Genomic DNA, 17615 nt, shown 5'->3' with positions numbered 1-17615 from the left:
GATACGGAGCTATAGTTCCAGGCACACACACCACATGTTTCGTGATGTCAACGTCTTCCAATCCTGTGTGGATGACGTGAAAAAGGACTCTGGCGAAGTGAGGTGGCAATGGCGAAATCACCTATGCGAGACATGATTATCGTCTTACCCGGCATTACGGGTAGCGTGCTGGTAGACGAGGATGGCGAGGAGATGTGGAACGTCTCAGGTAAGGCCTTATGGTCGTATCTTCATAGCTTCGGCAAGAATCTTGATAAGTTAGTAGTCCCCTCACACCCTCCTGGCAGTGACGCGCCATCGGGAGGAGTGCGGGCCACTGGGCTGGTGCAGGGACTACATGGGGTCTTCGGTCTGGGTCGGATTGATGGATACAGTGGTCTGACAGCGATGATCCGGAACAACTTCGATGTCGTACCTGCCAACGATGATCTCTCCGTTCCCGCGAACTATGTTGAGTTTCCCTATGACTGGCGTTTAAGTAATCGCTTCACAGCCGCAAGGCTTAAAGCCCTCGTGGATACCCGGCTCCCAGTATGGCAACGTTCTGCAAAGGGTGGCCAAGAGGCAAAAATTATTTTGATTGCCCACAGCATGGGCGGTCTTGTTTCCAGGTACTATCTCGAAAAGCTTGAAGGCTGGCAAACATGTCGCGCGCTCATCACATTAGGCACTCCCTATCGTGGTTCGGTGAATGCAATCGATTATTTGGTGAACGGATACAAGAAAGTGTTTCATAACTTTACGGAAGCGATGCGTTCGATGCCTTCTGTGTATGAGCTCCTACCCATCTGGCAAATCCTGGAAAACCAAGGTAATTATAAGCGTGTGGCTGAAGCAGACGATCTGCCTCACATCATTCCAGCCCGTGCTCAGAATGCCCTTGCATTTCATCGCGAGATTGAGGAGTCGGTCGAGCGGCACCAATTGCTTCCTGAGTACTTGAAGAATTCGTACCGTATTATTCCAATCGTTGGCATTGCGCAACCGACACTGCAATCAGTGCAGATCACGGATGGTTCTCTGACCGCTTCACGAAGATTACCCAATAAGGTTGACCCCTCACTTGACGGAGGCGACGGAACGGTGCCGGAGCTCTCAGCGACGCCCATTGAGCTGTCAGAAGACAGCCGTGAGACATTCTTCGCCGAACGACATGGTTCTCTGCAGAACAACTCTTATGTTCTTGAAGGACTATATCGGTGCCTCAAACGGCTGCAGGTTCGAGGCCTGAAAGAGCTCCGTGGAGACTGGGCCGACAGTGTGCAACGTGCTCAGCTGAGCTTGGATATTGATCCTCTGTATTTGCCCGGGGAAACAGTCCACCTCCAAGCCCGAGTTTTGGGCCAATCTCCAGCGACTCTGAGTCTCAAGGCGAGGCTTGAGGGTGTGACTGTGGATTACGCGACTCGTGAGTACGGATTCCAAGGAGGAGAAGACAGCTACGAACTCACGTTAGAAGGGTTACGCCCCGGGTCATATCGCGTGAAGGTTTTGGCCAGTGAGGGGGGACCAAACACTCCCCTATCGATCAGTGAAACATTCGAAATCGCAGGAAAGACGTAGGGTCTGGCATGAATTGGCCACCTTGGCCCAAGGGAAACGAGAAAGATCTCGCTCGCTACGCCCTTCCTGATGTGGCAGACGGGATCCGACTGGCGGTTGGCCGCGATGACCTACTGGCCAAACGCAAACACCCTGAGCTTCTGCGGGCAATTTACGAGGCCCTACTCACACGGGATATTCGTTACGCCAGGGAAAAATTCGATCCCATACTGGAACAGCAGTTGATCCGACACCCCGAGAAAATATTAGCGGGGGCCGGAGACGCTACGTGCTTAGACCTTTCGCTTCTTTTTGCGGGTCTCTGTCTAGGAAATGAACTGCTCCCGTTGGTTGTCGTGCTAGACGGACACGTGTTTGTCGTCGTTTCATTGGTGCGGGATCTCCGTGATGCCGGTCTGCCTGGACGTCATGACCCAGATCGAGATGGCCCGTGGGCTGCAGAAGGTTTATTGAAAGATGGAAAAACGCTGAACGAATTGGTAAGACGCGGGGATTATCTGCCGATTGAATGTACAGGCTTCGCGAAAAGTGAGTCCATCAATCAAAGAGTACCTGAGGGGAAAGGACGTACTAACGACGGGCAACTGACGTTCGATCGGGCCGTTGAAGCTGGTCGTGAACAGCTGAGCCAGGTAGAACGTGCTTTTTCATTTGCAATTGACATTGCGGTGCTACAGAACGTGCATCATATCCGTCCCTACGAGACTCCGGTGATCCGACATGGATACGTTCCTCCTCCCGAAACACCCAGTAGAGACCAACTCGATTTGATAGATCACCTCCCTGTACTGTGTGACCGATGGCATCAGAATGATGAGTTTAATAACCAGGTTGTGTCGTACTTTAAAACCATGCGCTCGACACGGCCAGTGTTGGTGATCCTGCCTGGGCCTGTTCAGGAACGGCACGGATACTTTTTAGACAGAGTCAAACTGCATTCATTGAATGACTACTTGATTAGAGCAGGAGTATCTGGTGAAAGAAGAGTCTTAGAAATTCGAATGGCTCTTTCCAAGATAGCGACCCCTGAACGCCTACGGGGTGAAATCTTAGCCGAATTACAAGGCGAGCAGACAGGCGGTGACGACACCATTGTGTCTTACATCCGACAAGCACGACTGAAAGCGCTACTGGTCGACATACGACTCCGGGCCTCTGAATGCGAGGAGAGTCCTCAAAAGCCTCTCCAACTCCTTGCTGACTATCTCGCTGCTTTTCCGAATACAAAGGGAGATGTCCTGCTTGGTGCTGTGGTATCCCTCGAGGAAAATAATAAACAGAGTTGGTGGAGTAAGGTGAGAGGCATGGTGAGTTCAACTAAGTCAGAGATCAGGCCATTTGATAACTCTATTTCTAAGCTGGAGGAGCAGTATAGGGATGGTTTAAAGCTTCATGTAAGGGTTTTGACTCGGCTTACCTCGCCCACAGAGGATGATGTCAGGCAGTGGTTGGGCGACAAATTGGTTAAGAAATCAATCTCACGCGTGAAAGAAATTGAAAAGAGCATCAAACAAATATTCAACGGTCACAACAGCCTGCCAATGGATACTCTTTACCCTAAATTGTTGGATATGCTGGAAAAGCCAAAAGGGTAACCACCCATAAATTATTGTGCCGTAGGCTTTAGCTTTTGAAGGAGGGGAACCGTGCCATTTCCGTTTATCACAGGAAAAGCTACACAACCACCTGAACTGCCTGTCGATCTTCCGCAGCCATCCAAAGCCAAACAGTTAGATCCTTCCGGCTATCTCATGGATCAGGCATTGGTCGATGCCGTGAACGTGGCACTGCTGTTGAGTCAACCGTTGTTGGTAACTGGTGAGCCAGGGACTGGAAAAACACAGCTAGCGTACCGGGTTGCGTGGGAACTGGGGCTCAGTGAACCCCTGCGCTTTGATACAAAAGCGGGAAGTACTGCACGGGATGTCCTCTATCGGTACGACACACTCAGGCGCTTTCATGCCGCGAATACAAATTCTGGGAGTCAGGAGAATCTCGATTACCTGACCTATGAACCCTTGGGAAAGGCCATCGTATTGTCTCGCGAACGAAGAGAGGTGCTGGAGATCCTCCCACGAAGTTTGGAGCACACGGGGCCGAAGCGCAGCGTGGTCTTGATCGATGAGATCGATAAAGCGCCCCGTGACTTCCCGAACGATTTGCTCTTGGAAGTAGATAGTCTAGAGTTCAGCATTCCGGAGCTGGATGCGAAGGTAAGAACCAATCCAAAACTCCGACCTGTCCTCATCCTCACGAGCAACTCAGAACAGAATCTACCGGATGCGTTCCTACGGCGATGCATTTACTATCACATTCCCTTGCCTGATCGGAGAAGGCTTGCTGAGATTATCCGAAGCCGCCTTCCCGGCATTGGTGCCACTCAAAACAATTCCGTGTTGTTGGATTCAGCACTGGACTTCTTCCGTGAGGTACGTGACCTGGAGTTGAAGAAGCCCCCCTCAACAGCAGAATTGCTCAACTGGCTCCAGACCCTTGAACACTATGGTGTTGAACAAAATAGAAAGGTGTCAGAAGCTCCAGAGCCCTTGAGGAAAAGTCTCAGCACACTCGCGAAGACCCAAGAGGATCGGGACTATTTGACAACCTGGGTAGACAAGAATTTTCTTAAAGGTTCCTGAAGCGTCAGATGTTCCAGCTAGAGGAGATAGTCGATCTTGCTGACCATCTTAGAGGAGCGGACTATCAACCCACACTCCATCAAGTCTTAGCCGCCCAAACGGTGATTCGCCAAGCGTCCTTGCAGGACTCCGGTCTGGGATCGTTGGTTCGACTGTCTACTGTCCTCCGCCCAATTTTTAGTGCGACTCCAGATCAGCAAGAACGGTTCGAGAAGGTATATCTAGACTGGTTGCGAGCCAGAAGCAACCGGCCGCCTACAATCTCTGTTAATTCCCCGCCTATACTTCCACCTAAACCACCACGCATCCATTGGCGCATGAAATTGGTGGTACCATGCCTGCTGATTGCGCTGGCACTCACGGCCTGGTTCCTTTGGCAAGACCTTCGTGCACGCGAAGCAGTGGGCCGTGTCGTAGCAGAAAATCAACCCATTGCCCAAGCGATCGTGAAATTGGGCAACAGGACTGTCAGAACGGACGAACAGGGTGCTTTCAAGATCCCGTTTAACAATAGCGGCATGCCGCAGCCGTTGCTCGTCGAGATGAAGGGATACCTCCCGAACCAATCCCTAGTGGGAGAGACTATCCTAGCGAATCGGAGCTGGCTCTACCTATCTCCGGTGGATCTTGCAACCCAGTTCGAGATTGGCGAGGTGCAACTCGTCAAGGACACACCCGTACCCGTTCCACCCACGCGACCGCCAGCTATTGAGGCCCAACTGCCTCGCCCAACATTGAATTTGGAGACAATACCAGGCCGAAAACTGACGATTCCTCCTTGGTGGGATCGGCTCTCCTATCCGACCTCGACGGTAGTGTTGACACCGGGGTTACTCGTGCTTGTTTGGTTCCTGTACCGATTCAGTCGCCGGGCTGTGCTCAAACGCCAATCGAGCCTGATCGCTCCAGAGCTCAAGCAAATCCACATCCAGGCTGCGACCCAACACCTCTTTCCCTCCCTTTCGTTGCGATACGTAACGCAACGACTTCGCCAAAGGCGATTCGAAGAGTCTGCGGAATTGGACGTTGCTCGCACGATTCATCTCACGATCAATCGTGGAGGCTTGTTCGCACCGGTCTTCGGCTCGAAGCGCGAACCAAGCTATGTCGCCTTAATCGATCGCGCGACCATGGCGGATCACCAAGCCAGTATGGCGGCTCAAGTGGTGAAGGATTTAGTGAGAGGGAATGTCTTGCTGCGTCAGTTCGAGTTTGATGAACAGCCAACCATTCTAAGGAACGTCGACCCGCTTCATGCCAAGCTGAAACAGAGGGAGGAGGCAATATCTCTGGCGACGAGGCTAGAGATCATATCCTTAGGCGAGGTCACTGCCAAGTTTGCTACCAGTCGTTTACTCTATTTTGCGGAACCTATCACATATTTCGACCGGTTGACTGGCAAGCTCAGACCTTGGGTGGAGACCTTGGAGGCCTGGGACGAGCGGTTCCTGTTTACCTCCGACAATGATGGACAGTGGGGACAGGCAGCGCGGATTTTGAGCCGGCGAGGTTTTCACATTATCCCTCTCACCCACCTCGGGCTAAAACTATTTCCTCACCTATTAGAGCAAAAGACTCCCCAAGGAGAATCGACCGAAGCGACGGCTGGAAAACGCTGGGGGACTTATGGACGAACGCCTCAACGATGGCTGGAGCGGCATCCACCGTCACCAGAAATCATAGCGAAGTTGATGGCTGATCTTCGACAAGACCTAGGGCCGGAAGGCATGCTGTGGATGACAGCCTGTGCTGCCTACCCGGAGATTCACTGGGCCCTAACGCTGGAGTGGGGCGTTCGGCTCTTTGGACACGGCCATGCGACCGAGTCCCTTCTGCCAAAACTCGTATCGCTTGTTTGGTTTCGGCATGCTTTTATGCCGGATTGGTTCCGGGCGGCGCTCTATGACCAACTGACCGCGCAAGAGGCGGAACGCATCAGTCAGGAACTTAGCGAAATTATCAGTGCGTTGAATCCTGAAAGTGGCGACAGTCTTCAGCTCAAAATCGCTACGCCGTCAGGAGCGCGACAACAACCCACCTCTCAGGTTGGAGCGTTTCGCGGCTGGCTCCAGAAGTTTCATCGTAGGTCGGTCATACAAGCGATGGGGCGTGCTGCGGAGCCGGGTAACCCGACGCGCGACTATGTCATGCTGCAATATCTCTCGGGCAAACAGGGGAAAGCCATCACTCCCTATGCCCCCAAAGCCTTGCTCACACTCCTGTTTCCTAAAGGACAACCTTGGTTAGGATTTCGACCGCTTTTCCTGGTGATTGTCGCGTATGTGTTGTCAGCCGGTCTCTGGTGGTGGCAGGATCCTGCACCACTACCTATCCCATCGCCAATCGTTGATATTGCCTTTCTGCCGGGAACGATAGATGTGATTCTAAAGCGTGAAGACGGGTCGGTTGAACGGTGGGGTGAGAAAGAAAAGGAACTAGTTCGCTTGGAATCTGGAAGGGAGAGCGTTCTCGCCGATCGCTTGGCCAAGGTCAAAACGAACCAGCTGACTGTACCCGATCCGGAAAACCTGTGGAAGCTGCTCTATCAGAAAGAGGGACTTCTGTACTTGAAGTTTCGTGATAATGACGAGGAACTCTTACGAGAATCGGTGCCTTCTTCTGAAATAGCCAGTTTGTTCTGGCCAACGCAGCAAGATGCATTTTTAGCGGTAATCTCAGCGGGAGTTCCAGAACTGTTAAAGATCAAAGGACTTACTGAATTGATATTTGCCGAGGCAAAGAGCCATCCGCGTGGCTTTTGGAAGGAACAGCAGGAATTGTCACTCCTAGTCGACAAATTATATGCAGAAGCACTTACTGCGATATCCTCCCTAAAGGTGCAAGGAGGTGCACCCAGAAAGAAACAGATACAAGAAGCGAGAGATGCGGAGTTAACACCAATAGTGGGAAAATTGGAAGCTGCTTATGAAGGTGCTCGGAAACTACACGCTGGCTATGTGGGGCTTGCCGTAAACAGTGCCAGGGCGATTTCCCAGAAATTGTCTCGGGAGGATTTGCTGACACCCGTGCAGCGAGATCTTTTGATTGCAGCCATGGCGAGGAAACGCATGGAATACGGGGTGGCGGGGATTGAGGTGTTTTCGAACAAGATGGAGACTTTGACGAGAGCATTAGATGCGGAGATCCCCACCGGAGTGTTAGATTTGCCGATCAGTCAATTGGTCTTACAAGTCCTTACCGGCAAACAGGAGTTTACCTCGGTTCAGGAGGCGCAAACCGGGAGGTTGGTTCGCGCGGCGATTTCCGTGGTTTCCGCGAGCCGACGTGGCGAGATCGAGGGTGTTGTGGTTGTGGAGACGTACGTCCCCGAATCGCTGTTGACCAAGATGGAGACGATTGGCCAACAATATATGAAGTACAAAAAGATGACGTCAAGGAAGAAAAATGCAGAGTCCGCAGTGAATTCCCCGACTCGCTCACAACCCGCTGCATTTCCTCAACAGGAGAAGCAAAATGTGGAGAGCACAATGGGTAGGCACTCCGCGTCAGAACCTGCAGATTTGACTCAAAAGCAAGCCATTCAGTCAGGAGAAGTACAATCGGTTGACGAACTACCTTCACAAGTCACCGGAAAGGGCAGCGCACCAATCACAACTGCTGGAGACAACCCTAGTTCGCTACAGGCGACAGGTTTCCAGGTTTCGGTGAATCATGTGTACAACCATCCAAGCGTTCCAGTAATCAAGTTCGTGTTTAATGGTGAGATAGTCCTTGTTGTGCAAGAAGGGAATCATCCTATTCTCTTGGCTAGGTCGCAACTTTCTTCGTTCCCGGACGGTCAATGGGTCTCGTTACAAGGCCTCAATCAGTATCTGCTTCCGATCATGGTCATGCGCAGTGATCGCAGCCTTAAGGCCCAGTGGTTATCATCAGGACCGGCTCAACAGCAGGCAACAAAGCAGACCGAGCAGCCACCACAGGATCAAGTAGCTGAGAAATATCCACACACAGTTACCGGTAAAGACGACGCGCCGATGGTTCTCATTCCGGCGGGGGAGTTCATCATGGGATTCCAAGAGGAGGGCAAGAGCGTTCGATATGACGAACGACCAGTCCGTCCGGTTTATCTAAACGCTTACTATATCGATCAATATGAAGTGACGACTACACGCTATTTCAAATTCTTCCAAGAGACGAAACACCCAGCACCGGAGTATTGGAACGCGGATCTCCTTGAGCGGAATAAGAACAAGCCAGTAGTAGGGGTGGACTGGCATGATGCAGCCGCTTACTGTGCCTGGGCTGGCAAGCGCCTCCCGACAGAGGCTGAATGGGAAAAAGCTGCCCGGGGAACTGACCAACGCCTCCATCCTTGGGGGAATGAAGCGTTAACTAACGAGAACTTGGCAAATCTCATGCGGGGTCGAGATAATTACATATCGTTGGTTGATGTTGGTTCATTTGAGCAGGGGAAGAGCCCTTACGGCGTCTATGATATGGAAGGTAATGTTTGGGAATGGACCGCAGACGTCTATCTTGGCAACCATGATTATGACCCGAAAAAAACTCAAGACCTAAACCACAAAGTGGCTTCAAATGAAGCGGTCCGTTCGATCCGCGGAGGGCAATGGGATTTGGGCCCTGTAACCATTAGCGTTGTGGGCCGTGGAGCAGACAGATCTGACTATCGGCACGGCAGCCTCGGGTTTCGTTGTGCTCAGGACGCTCCCAAATAACCTTTTTGCTTGGCCCCTGTTTCTTTTCTAAGACTTAACGCTTCAGCTTCTAATATTTCACTTCGGTTTGGCAACGGGTGAAAGACCAAGTTTTCCTACTAATCACCTCCAACAAATCCCCTCGAATAACAGGAGTACAGCTCATTGTAGGAACCTGGATTCTTCTAACTGCCTCAACATGCGTGAGCTGCTCAAAAGGATAATCTGCGGTAAGCGCAACAGGACTTTCGTTATCGCCTCACGGCGGCCAACCCTGATCAGCAAAACTATAGAGGCGGTCTTCACCGAGAATGAGATGGTCGAGTAGCCTGATGCCCAGTAGGTCACCTGCTTCCCGCAATCGTGTGGTGAGTGTCCGATCCTCCGGACTCGGCGTGAGATCTCCGGAGGGATGATTAAGAAACACACCGCACTCGCGCTCATTCCTCCCAATCGATGCGCTCACGAGCGTCGGCACTCCTCCACCATTCACACCATTGACATGCCAATTGCCAAGCGTCACTTATCATTGTATCTGCAAGACGTGATTCTACGTTCTGGGCACAAGGGCCTGAAACGACTATTTGAGGATGGCAACCGTAAGAGCATCCTCGCCGAGTACGGTGAGAAGGCAGAGAACATTCTCGCTGTGTTAGACCGCGCCAGAACGCCGGAAAATATGAATCTTCCTGGTTTTCGGCTCCATCCATTGAAGGGCTGTCTCAACGGCTTCTATGCCGTAACCGTTCGGGCGAATTACCGCGTGATCTTCACGTTTGAGAATGTCATGCGTATGATGTGGATTTTCTCGACTATCATTAGGAGGAGCGATCAATGCCGATGAAATCCCCCCACATCCAGGCCGAATTGTGCGACAGGAGTGCATCGAGCCACTTGGACTGACCGTCACTGATGCGGCCAAACATTTACGCGTGACGCGACAGACGCTCAACAACCTCGTCAATGAGCGAGCGGGCATATCTCCGGATATGGCGATTCGGCTGTCCAAGGCATTCAGCAGTAGTCCGGAAGTCTGGCTCGGGCTCCAGTTGGACTATGATCTACCCCACGCCGCCAAACGAACTGCCAGTCTCAAGATTGCTCGCCTTGATGCAGGTAACATGTCCCCTGCGGCCTCGCAGGCTGTTAAGAAAGGCCACCAGCGGCGTTCTCGCGTCACTTGAAGTGTCTCTCGTCAAACGTCGTTCGCTTGTGAGATACGAGCTGCGAACAACGAGGCACGGTGTGCGGCCTTGGTCGGTGAACAGCGCGTCTTGGCGCACTGGGGGGGACGGGTGAAAACGGAGGCCTTTCTGAACAGCCTGTGGCGAGGGTGAAACCTATTCGTAGCGCAAGGCCTCGATCGGATTGAGGCGTGCCGCTTTATTGGCAGGATAGAGTCCAAAAAACAGACCAACCACGAGTGAAAAACCAAACGCGGTGAGGATCGTTTCTCCTTCGATGACGATCGGCCAGCCGGCAATAATAGATGTCAGTCTCGCCGCGGTGACTCCGAAGAGCACGCCGATCCCTCCCCCGACCATACTGAGCGTCATGGCTTCAATCAGAAATTGCATCATGATATGGAGCCGTTTGGCACCAACCGCCATCCGTATCCCGATCTCTCTCGTGCGTTCCGTCACCGACACGAGCAAGATATTCATAATGCCGATGCCTCCGACAAGGAGCGAGACGGACGCAATGGCGAGCAACATGCCCGTCAAGGTCTCGCTGGTCCCCTCCTGAACTTTTGCGACATCAATCTGGGTACGAATAATGAAGTCATCAGGTCGGTCCCCCTGTATCCGGTGGCGTGACCGCAATACCTCCCGTATTTGGTCGACCGCATCAAACACATCCTCCGCTCGATCTGTTGACGCAAAGACCCCACCGACGGATCCAAGGAAAGACGTTCCCAGGACTTTTCGTTCGGCAGTACTGAAAGGAATCATCACTACATCATCTTGGTCGCTCCCTGAAGGACTCTGCCCTTTCGGACTCAAGACACCGATCACCCGGATCGGAACATTCTTGAGGCGAATAATCGCTCCAACCGGCTCTTCTCCCGGGTCAAATAGATTGTCCACCACCGTCTGCCCAATCAGCGCAACACGGGCGGCGGTATCCATGTCCGTTTGTGTGAAGGGACCTCCGCTGCTGTAGGCCCAGGCTCTGATGGTCAACACGCTCGGTGAAGCCCCGATCACCGTCGTGCTCCAGTTACGCCCGCCACTCATCACCTGCATCGTGCCTGATCGAGACCAGCCTGCTTCAGCCAACAGAGGAATCTTCTTCTTTAAGTCGATGGCATCGGCCACGGTTAAAGTCACGACGGCACCCTGCCCCCCACGCACACCACCGATCATCGAATAATTCGGCCAAATGAGGATACCGTTCGCCCCCATCGAAGCAATCTGTTTCTGCACGGCGAGTTTCGCCCCCTCTCCGATGCTCACCATGGCAATCACCGCACCGACTCCGATGATAATCCCTAACATCGTCAACCCAGCACGTAGGCGATTGCGTCGCAAGACTCGCAACGCCGTCATGACTGTCAGCCAGACAAACGTCGACACCGGCACCCCCTACGAATGAACTCGATGGTGGATCGGACGGTCACTCAACACTTGTCCGTCTTTGATCACAATTTCTCGTGCAGCGTGACCCGCGATATCGACTTCGTGCGTCACGAGAATGACCGTGATCCCATCACGGTTCAATCCTTCAAGAATCTCCATTATTTCCAGGCTTGACCGCGTGTCAAGATTGCCGGTCGGTTCGTCGGCGAGGAGCAAGGATGGGGAAGTGACCAGTGCCCGAGCAATCGCCACCCGTTGTTGTTGACCACCTGACAGTTGTGTGGGGGTATGATGCTCACGGCCCTTCAGCCCGACCCGTTCCAGTGCGGCCGAGGCGAGAGCTCGCTGTTCTTTTAAGGGCAGGCCTCGATACATGAGCGGCAATTGCGCATTTTCCAATGCACTGGTTCTTGGAATAAGGTTGAAGCTTTGAAAGACAAAACCAATTTGTCGATTCCGAATCTCTGCCAACTGATCCGGCTGCAACCCCTTCACCTCAACGCCGCCCAGCTGATAGCGTCCCTTACTCGGCTGATCGAGACAGCCAAGAATATTCATCAACGTCGACTTCCCTGAGCCGCTTGTCCCCATAATGGCGACAAACTCACCCTTGTTGATCGTCACACTGAGGCCCCGCAATGCCTGCACCTCAACGTCACCGACTCGGTAGACTTTCCAGAGATCTTCGCAGACAATGAGCGGGGACATATCCCTACAAAATCTTAATCATCTTATCCGGTTGAAAGAAGAGGAACGTCATTCGGTGTGTCACCATCCTCAGACATCCCAAAGAGACCTCAGCGATTTCGAGGACGGGGCGGGCTACCAAACCCTGGCGGGAGCTCGTTGCCCCTTTTCTCATCTCCTGATCGTTCAATCCCGATCACAATCAGATCACCCTCCGTCAGGCTCCCAGATATGATCTCCGTTAGAGCCCCGTCTGAGATACCGGTCTGCACGGGCACCGCGACAAGCTCTCTACTTTCTGTCTGCTTCCAGACGGCTCTCGTCTCCATGGTTCTCCCGTCGAGCGTGACCGGACGAGCCGTGTCTCCCCTCGACGTTCGTCCACCGGCGTCTCGCGGACTCCCTTCGCCTTTCGGAGGCACAAATCTGAGCGCGGCATTGGGAACTTTGATGACCTGATCCTTCTGCGCGACCACAATCGAGACATTCGCGGTCATACCGGGCTTGAGTCGTAAATCGGCGTTATCCACACTGACCACCACATTGTACGTCACAACATTCTGGACACTGATCGGTGCGAGCCGAACCTGCTTCACGATACCCGTAAACGAGATCCCAGGATAGGCGTCGACGGTAAAGACGGCTTCCTTTCCCTCCGACATCCCCCCGATATCCGATTCGCTGACATTTGTGTCGACTTGCATTTTCGTCAAATCAAGCGCGATGAGAAAGAGATTGGGCGTGGCGAAGCTGGACGCTACCGTCTGTCCAACCTCGATGTTGCGCGCCACCACGATCCCCTCAACCGGCGAACGGATCACTGTATATTTCAGCTCGAGATCCGCGGCATTCACCGCCGCCTCAGCTTGCTTGACCTGTGCCTCAGTGACGCGGAGTTGCGCCTCTGCATTTTGGTAGTTCGTCGTGGCAACATCGGCATCATTTTGTGAAACAAACTGCTCCGGCAACAACACTTCTACACGACTGAGTTCTCGTTTTCGTTGGGCTAATTCGGCTCTCGCACGCGCGACGCTCGCCCGCGCCATATCCAGATTGCTCGCAGCCTGTTCCCGACGAGCCTTGAACGGCTCCGGGTCAATGACCGCCACAATATCCCCGACCTTGACGCGCGAATTAAAATCGGCGTGCAGGCTCTTGATCATGCCCGATACTTGCGTCCCCACCTGTACGGATACCACCGGATTGATCGTCCCGGTCGCACTGACGACTGAAATCACCTGCCCACGCTCAACCGGCGCCGTTCGATATCGAACAGGGGGCTTCCGCTCTCCGTTAAAAAAGACATAGCCTCCGATGCCGACACCGACGGCTAAAACGCTAAGAATCAATCCAATTCGTCGCATACATTACACACGTTCGCACGAAGACATCACTTTATCCTATCAGGAAGACTGCCAAGAATCACGTTTCCTCCGTCACGAGACACATGATCATTCCGGCACACCGATTCAACTCGGTACGCAGGTGGACTGTCACGGACCAATGGAATGAACGCACGCCCAGCGGGAAATCCGAACACGGGAGGATCAGGAAGGAACGATCACCGGCTACCTTGCCAAGAAATGCTCCAAAAATGTGGTCGAAACATGGCCCTTCTGAAAATCAGGGTCATCAAGGATTCGGCGATGAAGCGGGATCGTCGTCTTGATCCCCTCAATCACGAATTCGCCCAGGGCTCGCCGCATCCGCGACATCGACTCTTGTCGATCACGACCATGGGTAATCAGCTTCGCAATCATCGAATCGTAATGCGGCACAACGATCGAGCCTGACTCCATCGCAGAATCCACTCGCACGCCGAATCCTCCCGGGGGACTGTATTTGGCGATGGTTCCGGGAGACGGGGTAAACTTCTCAGGATCTTCGGCATTGATGCGGCACTCCAGACTGTGGCCGGTGAGCACGACGTCTTGTTGGCGCAGCGAGAGCGGATGTCCGGCTGCAAGCCGAATCTGTTCCTTGATCAAATCGACACCCGTCACCATTTCAGTAATCGGATGCTCCACTTGAATACGGGTATTGACCTCCATGAAGTAAAAGTTTCGTTCCTTATCCAGAAGAAACTCCACCGTTCCGACATTGCGATAGTGCGCCGCCTTGACGGCTTCCACTGCGACTCGCCCGATCTCTCGACGAAGCTTGTCGTCGACGACAGGGGATGGGGTTTCCTCGACCAGCTTCTGATGCCGCCGCTGGATGGAGCAGTCACGTTCCCCGAGATGAATCACCCGGCCCTGCTGATCAGCCAAGACCTGCACTTCGATATGGCGTGGTTCCAAAAAATAGCGTTCAAGATACACCCCGTCGTTTCCGAACGTCGATTTGGCCTCGGCTTGAGCGGCTTGAAAGGCTCGTCCCAGGTCTTCGGCTCGATTCACGACCCGCATCCCACGACCTCCCCCCCCAGCCGTGGCTTTGATGATAACCGGAAAGCCGATCTTCTGGGCAGCCTGTAACGCCTCTTCCTCACTCCGCACTTCCCCTGGACTTCCTGGAGTGACGGGGAGCCCTCGTTTTGCAACGATCTCTCGGGCTTTTGCTTTATCCCCCATCATGGCGATATTCTCAGAACTTGGCCCAATGAACTTGATCCCGATCGATTCACACACTTCGGCAAAATGGGCGTTTTCTGAGAGAAACCCATACCCGGGATGAATCGCATCGACTCCGGTAATCTCCGCCGCGCTCAGGACATTAGGAATATTCCGATAACTCAGCGCGGAATCGGCCGGTCCGACACAGACTTTTTCATCAGCCGCCCGGACATGCATCGCAAGGGCATCCGCCTCGGAATGAATCGCGACGGTCTGAATACCGAGCTCCTTGCACGCGCGAATGACTCGCAGCGCAATTTCTCCACGATTGGCGATCAGCACTTTTTTAAACACGTCTTGGCTCCGACACGATGGAGAGAATCACCGTGAGAATGACCTATGAGGTAGCTTTAGGATCGATGAGGAACAGGGCTTGACCGTATTCAACCGACTTGGTGTTCTCCACGAAGATCTTCACAATCCGACCATCTATTTCAGACTCGATCTCATTCATGAGCTTCATCGCCTCAACGATGCAGAGCACTTGGCCCTTCTTGACCACATCGCCTTCATCGACATAAAAATCCGCATCGGGAGAAGGAGAGCGATAAAACGTCCCAACAATCGGCGAGGTCACCGTCACGAACCCGGCAGTGCCTTCCATCCCCGGCGTGACAGAAGGAACGGCATGCGACGGTTGCTGAGGAACGGTCGGAGCCGACTCCTGATGCACCGCCACCGGAACCTTGGCCGGAAGCTCATGCCTCAGCCGTATCCGAACACCCTGGTGCTCAAGCTCCAGCTCGGTCAGATTATTACGCCGAAGAAGATCGATCAGCTCCTGGAGATGTCTGCTGGAACCGATCGTGGGCATGGCTTCACCAAGCGGCGAGCCAGGCCTCTTCGGTAACACGATACGACGCGCTTTTGGCTTTGAGCGACGACCTCTCACCGAACACGCTCCACATAAGATCGCGTACGCGTATCGATTCGAATCACCGTCCCAACCTCCAGGTACAGCGGCACCTTGATGGTGGCTCCCGTTTCCACGATGACCGGTTTTGTTCCTCCGGATGCTGTGTCTCCCCGCACACCCGGCTCTCCGTCGACGACCTTGAGTTCAATAAAGTTCGGCAATTCCACCGCAATCGGACGATGCTCATAGATGAGGATCTTGACGACCATGTTTTCTTTCAACAGATCGGCGTTCTCCCCCAATTGACCTTTCTCAAATGTCAGCTGCTCATAGGTCTCCGTATCCATGAGCGTATAGGCCTCGCCGGCTGCATAGAGAAACTGCATCTCACGTTCTTCAAGATCAGGCTCTTCAAATCGCTCTCCAGATCGAAAGGTACGATCCAGCACATTCCCTGAGAGGTAACTCTTCAACTTGGTACGGACAAATGCCCCACCTTTGCCGGGCTTGACGTGTTGAAACTCAACGATATAGAAAGGTTCCCCTTCAACCATCAGACGGACACCGCCACGAAAATCAACCGTGGAAATCACTCTACACTCCCTTCGATGAAAAGAAACACCCCTCGCCTACCAGTAGGATCACGCAAGGTTGGTTCTGCCTCTCACTGCAGGCGAGGCCTCTGGTTTGGAACCCCTCGGCAAGGAGTGAGTGACATGCTCGCATAGTCCACGCAAGGCCAACAAATAGCCGGATGGGCCAAACCCGGATACCTGCGCGACAGCAACTCCAGACACATAGGACTGTTGCCGAAACGCTTCCCGCCGATAAATATTTGACAGATGAACTTCGACCGTCGGGAGATCGACGGCCGCCAACGCATCGCGTATTGCGATGCTGGTATGAGTATAGGCGGCCGGATTAATGATGATCCCCTGACAATCTCGGCGGGCTTCCTGAATCCACGTCACCAACTCTCCCTCATGATTGGATTGCCGGATCACAAGCTCGGCTCCAAGTTCGTCTCCCAATCCGCGGAGGGAGGAGTCAATCGTTTCAAGGGACGTTGTCCCATAAATAGACTGCTCGCGATTGCCCAGCAGGTTCAGATTAGGACCATGCAAAACCAAGATACGGAGCACGTCGCGTATGTCCCCTTCCACACCAAACGAAAACCACCCTTACCGCCGGAGGCGGCATTCTAGCAGTCTGCTTTCAGAGGGTCAAACCGTGGACGTTACACAGAAGTGTTCTGGATAGAATGTGGTGGGCCACAAACATCACGGCGGCGCGCTTGGATCAAATGAAGCCACTGCTCAAGTCGTGCGACGGCGGACCTGTTCATTCCAGAAGGACTCACGGATCGGGCAGCACCGACTGGCTCGGCGCATTCGGTTACGCCGGGTCTGATCCTGGCCACATACTCATCACCATCATTCCCTACTGCCGGGGCATCCTCAGCCACAATCGATGCTTTTGGTTCTGCACCAGGACGCTCAGACTGAAACTTCTCAGTCTTCTCACATTCCACTCTCGGTTGGTTCTGAACCGGAACCTGTTCTTTCGCCACCGCGTGGTCAAGACTTGCCCGCAGAGTCAACGCTTCCTGATCCTGTGAGTTCACCGCCAAAATGGCGTTACAAGAACGGATGGCGGCATCTTTGGCCCCTTGGGCTGCATAGAGTTTTGCCAATGTTCGATGCGCACGGAGATTATCCGGGCTGATCTTTATGGCCTCCTCAAGAATGGCTTTCGCCTTGACCGGCTGGTTCACCTGCTCATACGCACGCCCTAACGCCACCATGGCCGTAATGAAACCGGGATAGGTCTTCAGGCCATCCTCAAGCACAGCGACAGCTTCTTCCCACCGACCAGCCTTCCCATACTCTTCGGCCAGAGGAATAAAGACTTTTGATCCTGGCTCTTTGGCGAACGCCATGGCCAATCGATCGATTTCGGCAGCGTTGTCCGTCTTCTTAGACCCAGAAGCCATAAACAGG

Annotated in this window: 15 protein-coding genes; 6 read left to right on the top strand and 9 right to left on the bottom strand. The window is 53.3% G+C overall.

Going from position 1 to position 17615, the window contains the following annotated elements; genetic code table 11:
• Positions 1-108: 108 nt before the first annotated feature.
• The 4 genes from ACMTNU_RS13790 to ACMTNU_RS13775 are packed head-to-tail and all read left to right on the top strand — an operon-like array spanning position 109 to position 8899.
• Positions 109-1563: a lipase/acyltransferase domain-containing protein gene (locus ACMTNU_RS13790; protein ID WP_413935837.1), complete on the top strand. Its 1455-nt coding sequence runs from the start codon at positions 109-111 to the stop codon at positions 1561-1563.
• A gap of 8 nt (positions 1564-1571) precedes the next feature.
• Positions 1572-3158: a hypothetical protein gene (locus tag ACMTNU_RS13785; protein WP_413935836.1), complete on the top strand. Its 1587-nt coding sequence runs from the start codon at positions 1572-1574 to the stop codon at positions 3156-3158.
• A gap of 51 nt (positions 3159-3209) precedes the next feature.
• On the top strand, positions 3210-4202 hold the full coding sequence (locus ACMTNU_RS13780) for an AAA family ATPase (protein ID WP_413935835.1): 993 nt from the start codon (positions 3210-3212) through the stop codon (positions 4200-4202).
• Between the two features lie 8 nt (positions 4203-4210).
• Positions 4211-8899, top strand: coding sequence for a formylglycine-generating enzyme family protein (locus ACMTNU_RS13775; RefSeq protein ID WP_413935834.1), 4689 nt, complete (start codon positions 4211-4213; stop codon positions 8897-8899).
• 238 nt (positions 8900-9137) lie between these two features.
• Here the strand turns inward: ACMTNU_RS13775 and ACMTNU_RS13770 are convergent, their stop codons facing one another.
• Positions 9138-9344 carry a JAB domain-containing protein gene (locus tag ACMTNU_RS13770; RefSeq protein WP_413935833.1) on the bottom strand — a complete coding sequence of 69 codons (207 nt, stop codon included), beginning with the start codon at positions 9342-9344 and terminating at the stop codon, positions 9138-9140.
• Between the two features lie 78 nt (positions 9345-9422).
• Between ACMTNU_RS13770 and ACMTNU_RS13765 the strand changes: the two genes are divergently transcribed.
• Positions 9423-9722, top strand: coding sequence for a type II toxin-antitoxin system RelE/ParE family toxin (locus tag ACMTNU_RS13765; protein WP_413935832.1), 300 nt, complete (start codon positions 9423-9425; stop codon positions 9720-9722).
• Entirely contained in the window at positions 9709-10062 is a 354-nt protein-coding gene (locus tag ACMTNU_RS13760; RefSeq protein ID WP_413935845.1) for a HigA family addiction module antitoxin, read from the top strand. Before ACMTNU_RS13765 ends, ACMTNU_RS13760 begins: the two co-directional genes overlap by 14 nt.
• Before the next feature lie 156 nt (positions 10063-10218).
• Here the strand turns inward: ACMTNU_RS13760 and ACMTNU_RS13755 are convergent, their stop codons facing one another.
• The 8 genes from ACMTNU_RS13755 to ACMTNU_RS13720 form a co-directional block, all read right to left on the bottom strand.
• The gene (locus ACMTNU_RS13755) at positions 10219-11454 is read right to left on the bottom strand and encodes an ABC transporter permease (RefSeq protein WP_413935831.1); all 1236 of its coding nucleotides are present in this window, start codon (positions 11452-11454) and stop codon (positions 10219-10221) included.
• A gap of 9 nt (positions 11455-11463) precedes the next feature.
• Entirely contained in the window at positions 11464-12165 is a 702-nt protein-coding gene (locus tag ACMTNU_RS13750) for an ABC transporter ATP-binding protein (RefSeq protein WP_413935830.1), read from the bottom strand.
• A gap of 89 nt (positions 12166-12254) precedes the next feature.
• Positions 12255-13508 carry an efflux RND transporter periplasmic adaptor subunit gene (locus tag ACMTNU_RS13745; protein WP_413935829.1) on the bottom strand — a complete coding sequence of 418 codons (1254 nt, stop codon included), beginning with the start codon at positions 13506-13508 and terminating at the stop codon, positions 12255-12257.
• 204 nt (positions 13509-13712) lie between these two features.
• The gene (gene accC, locus ACMTNU_RS13740; protein ID WP_413935828.1) at positions 13713-15053 is read right to left on the bottom strand and encodes an acetyl-CoA carboxylase biotin carboxylase subunit; all 1341 of its coding nucleotides are present in this window, start codon (positions 15051-15053) and stop codon (positions 13713-13715) included.
• Between the two features lie 43 nt (positions 15054-15096).
• A complete protein-coding gene (gene accB / locus ACMTNU_RS13735; RefSeq protein ID WP_413935827.1) occupies positions 15097-15651 on the bottom strand; it encodes an acetyl-CoA carboxylase biotin carboxyl carrier protein in 555 nt (184 codons plus the stop codon).
• A complete protein-coding gene (efp, locus tag ACMTNU_RS13730) occupies positions 15648-16208 on the bottom strand; it encodes an elongation factor P (RefSeq protein WP_413935826.1) in 561 nt (186 codons plus the stop codon). The genes accB and efp overlap by 4 nt, the downstream gene beginning before the upstream one ends.
• Positions 16209-16256: 48 nt before the next feature.
• Positions 16257-16757: a type II 3-dehydroquinate dehydratase gene (aroQ, locus tag ACMTNU_RS13725; protein WP_413935825.1), complete on the bottom strand. Its 501-nt coding sequence runs from the start codon at positions 16755-16757 to the stop codon at positions 16257-16259.
• A 95-nt stretch (positions 16758-16852) separates the two neighbouring features.
• Entirely contained in the window at positions 16853-17608 is a 756-nt protein-coding gene (locus tag ACMTNU_RS13720; RefSeq protein ID WP_413935824.1) for a tetratricopeptide repeat protein, read from the bottom strand.
• Between the last annotated feature and the right edge of the window lie 7 nt (positions 17609-17615).

Origin of the sequence: Nitrospira sp. BLG_1, from assembly GCF_047338595.1 — a bacterium.
In the GTDB taxonomy this organism is placed as follows: domain Bacteria; phylum Nitrospirota; class Nitrospiria; order Nitrospirales; family Nitrospiraceae; genus Nitrospira_D.
Note: the sequence above shows the minus strand (reverse complement) of the source record. Positions and strands in the feature narration are given on the sequence as shown.

What these genes read in the sequence shown, in the direction of transcription:
- ACMTNU_RS13790 (WP_413935837.1), top strand. Translation starts at nt 109, where the DNA reads ATGGCGAAATCACCTATGCGAGACATGATTATCGTCTTACCCGGCATT.
- ACMTNU_RS13785 (WP_413935836.1), top strand. Translation starts at nt 1,572, where the DNA reads ATGAATTGGCCACCTTGGCCCAAGGGAAACGAGAAAGATCTCGCTCGC.
- ACMTNU_RS13775 (WP_413935834.1), top strand. Translation starts at nt 4,211, where the DNA reads ATGTTCCAGCTAGAGGAGATAGTCGATCTTGCTGACCATCTTAGAGGA.
- ACMTNU_RS13750 (WP_413935830.1), bottom strand. Translation starts at nt 12,165, where the DNA reads ATGTCCCCGCTCATTGTCTGCGAAGATCTCTGGAAAGTCTACCGAGTC.
- ACMTNU_RS13745 (WP_413935829.1), bottom strand. Translation starts at nt 13,508, where the DNA reads ATGCGACGAATTGGATTGATTCTTAGCGTTTTAGCCGTCGGTGTCGGC.
- ACMTNU_RS13720 (WP_413935824.1), bottom strand. Translation starts at nt 17,608, where the DNA reads ATGGCTTCTGGGTCTAAGAAGACGGACAACGCTGCCGAAATCGATCGA.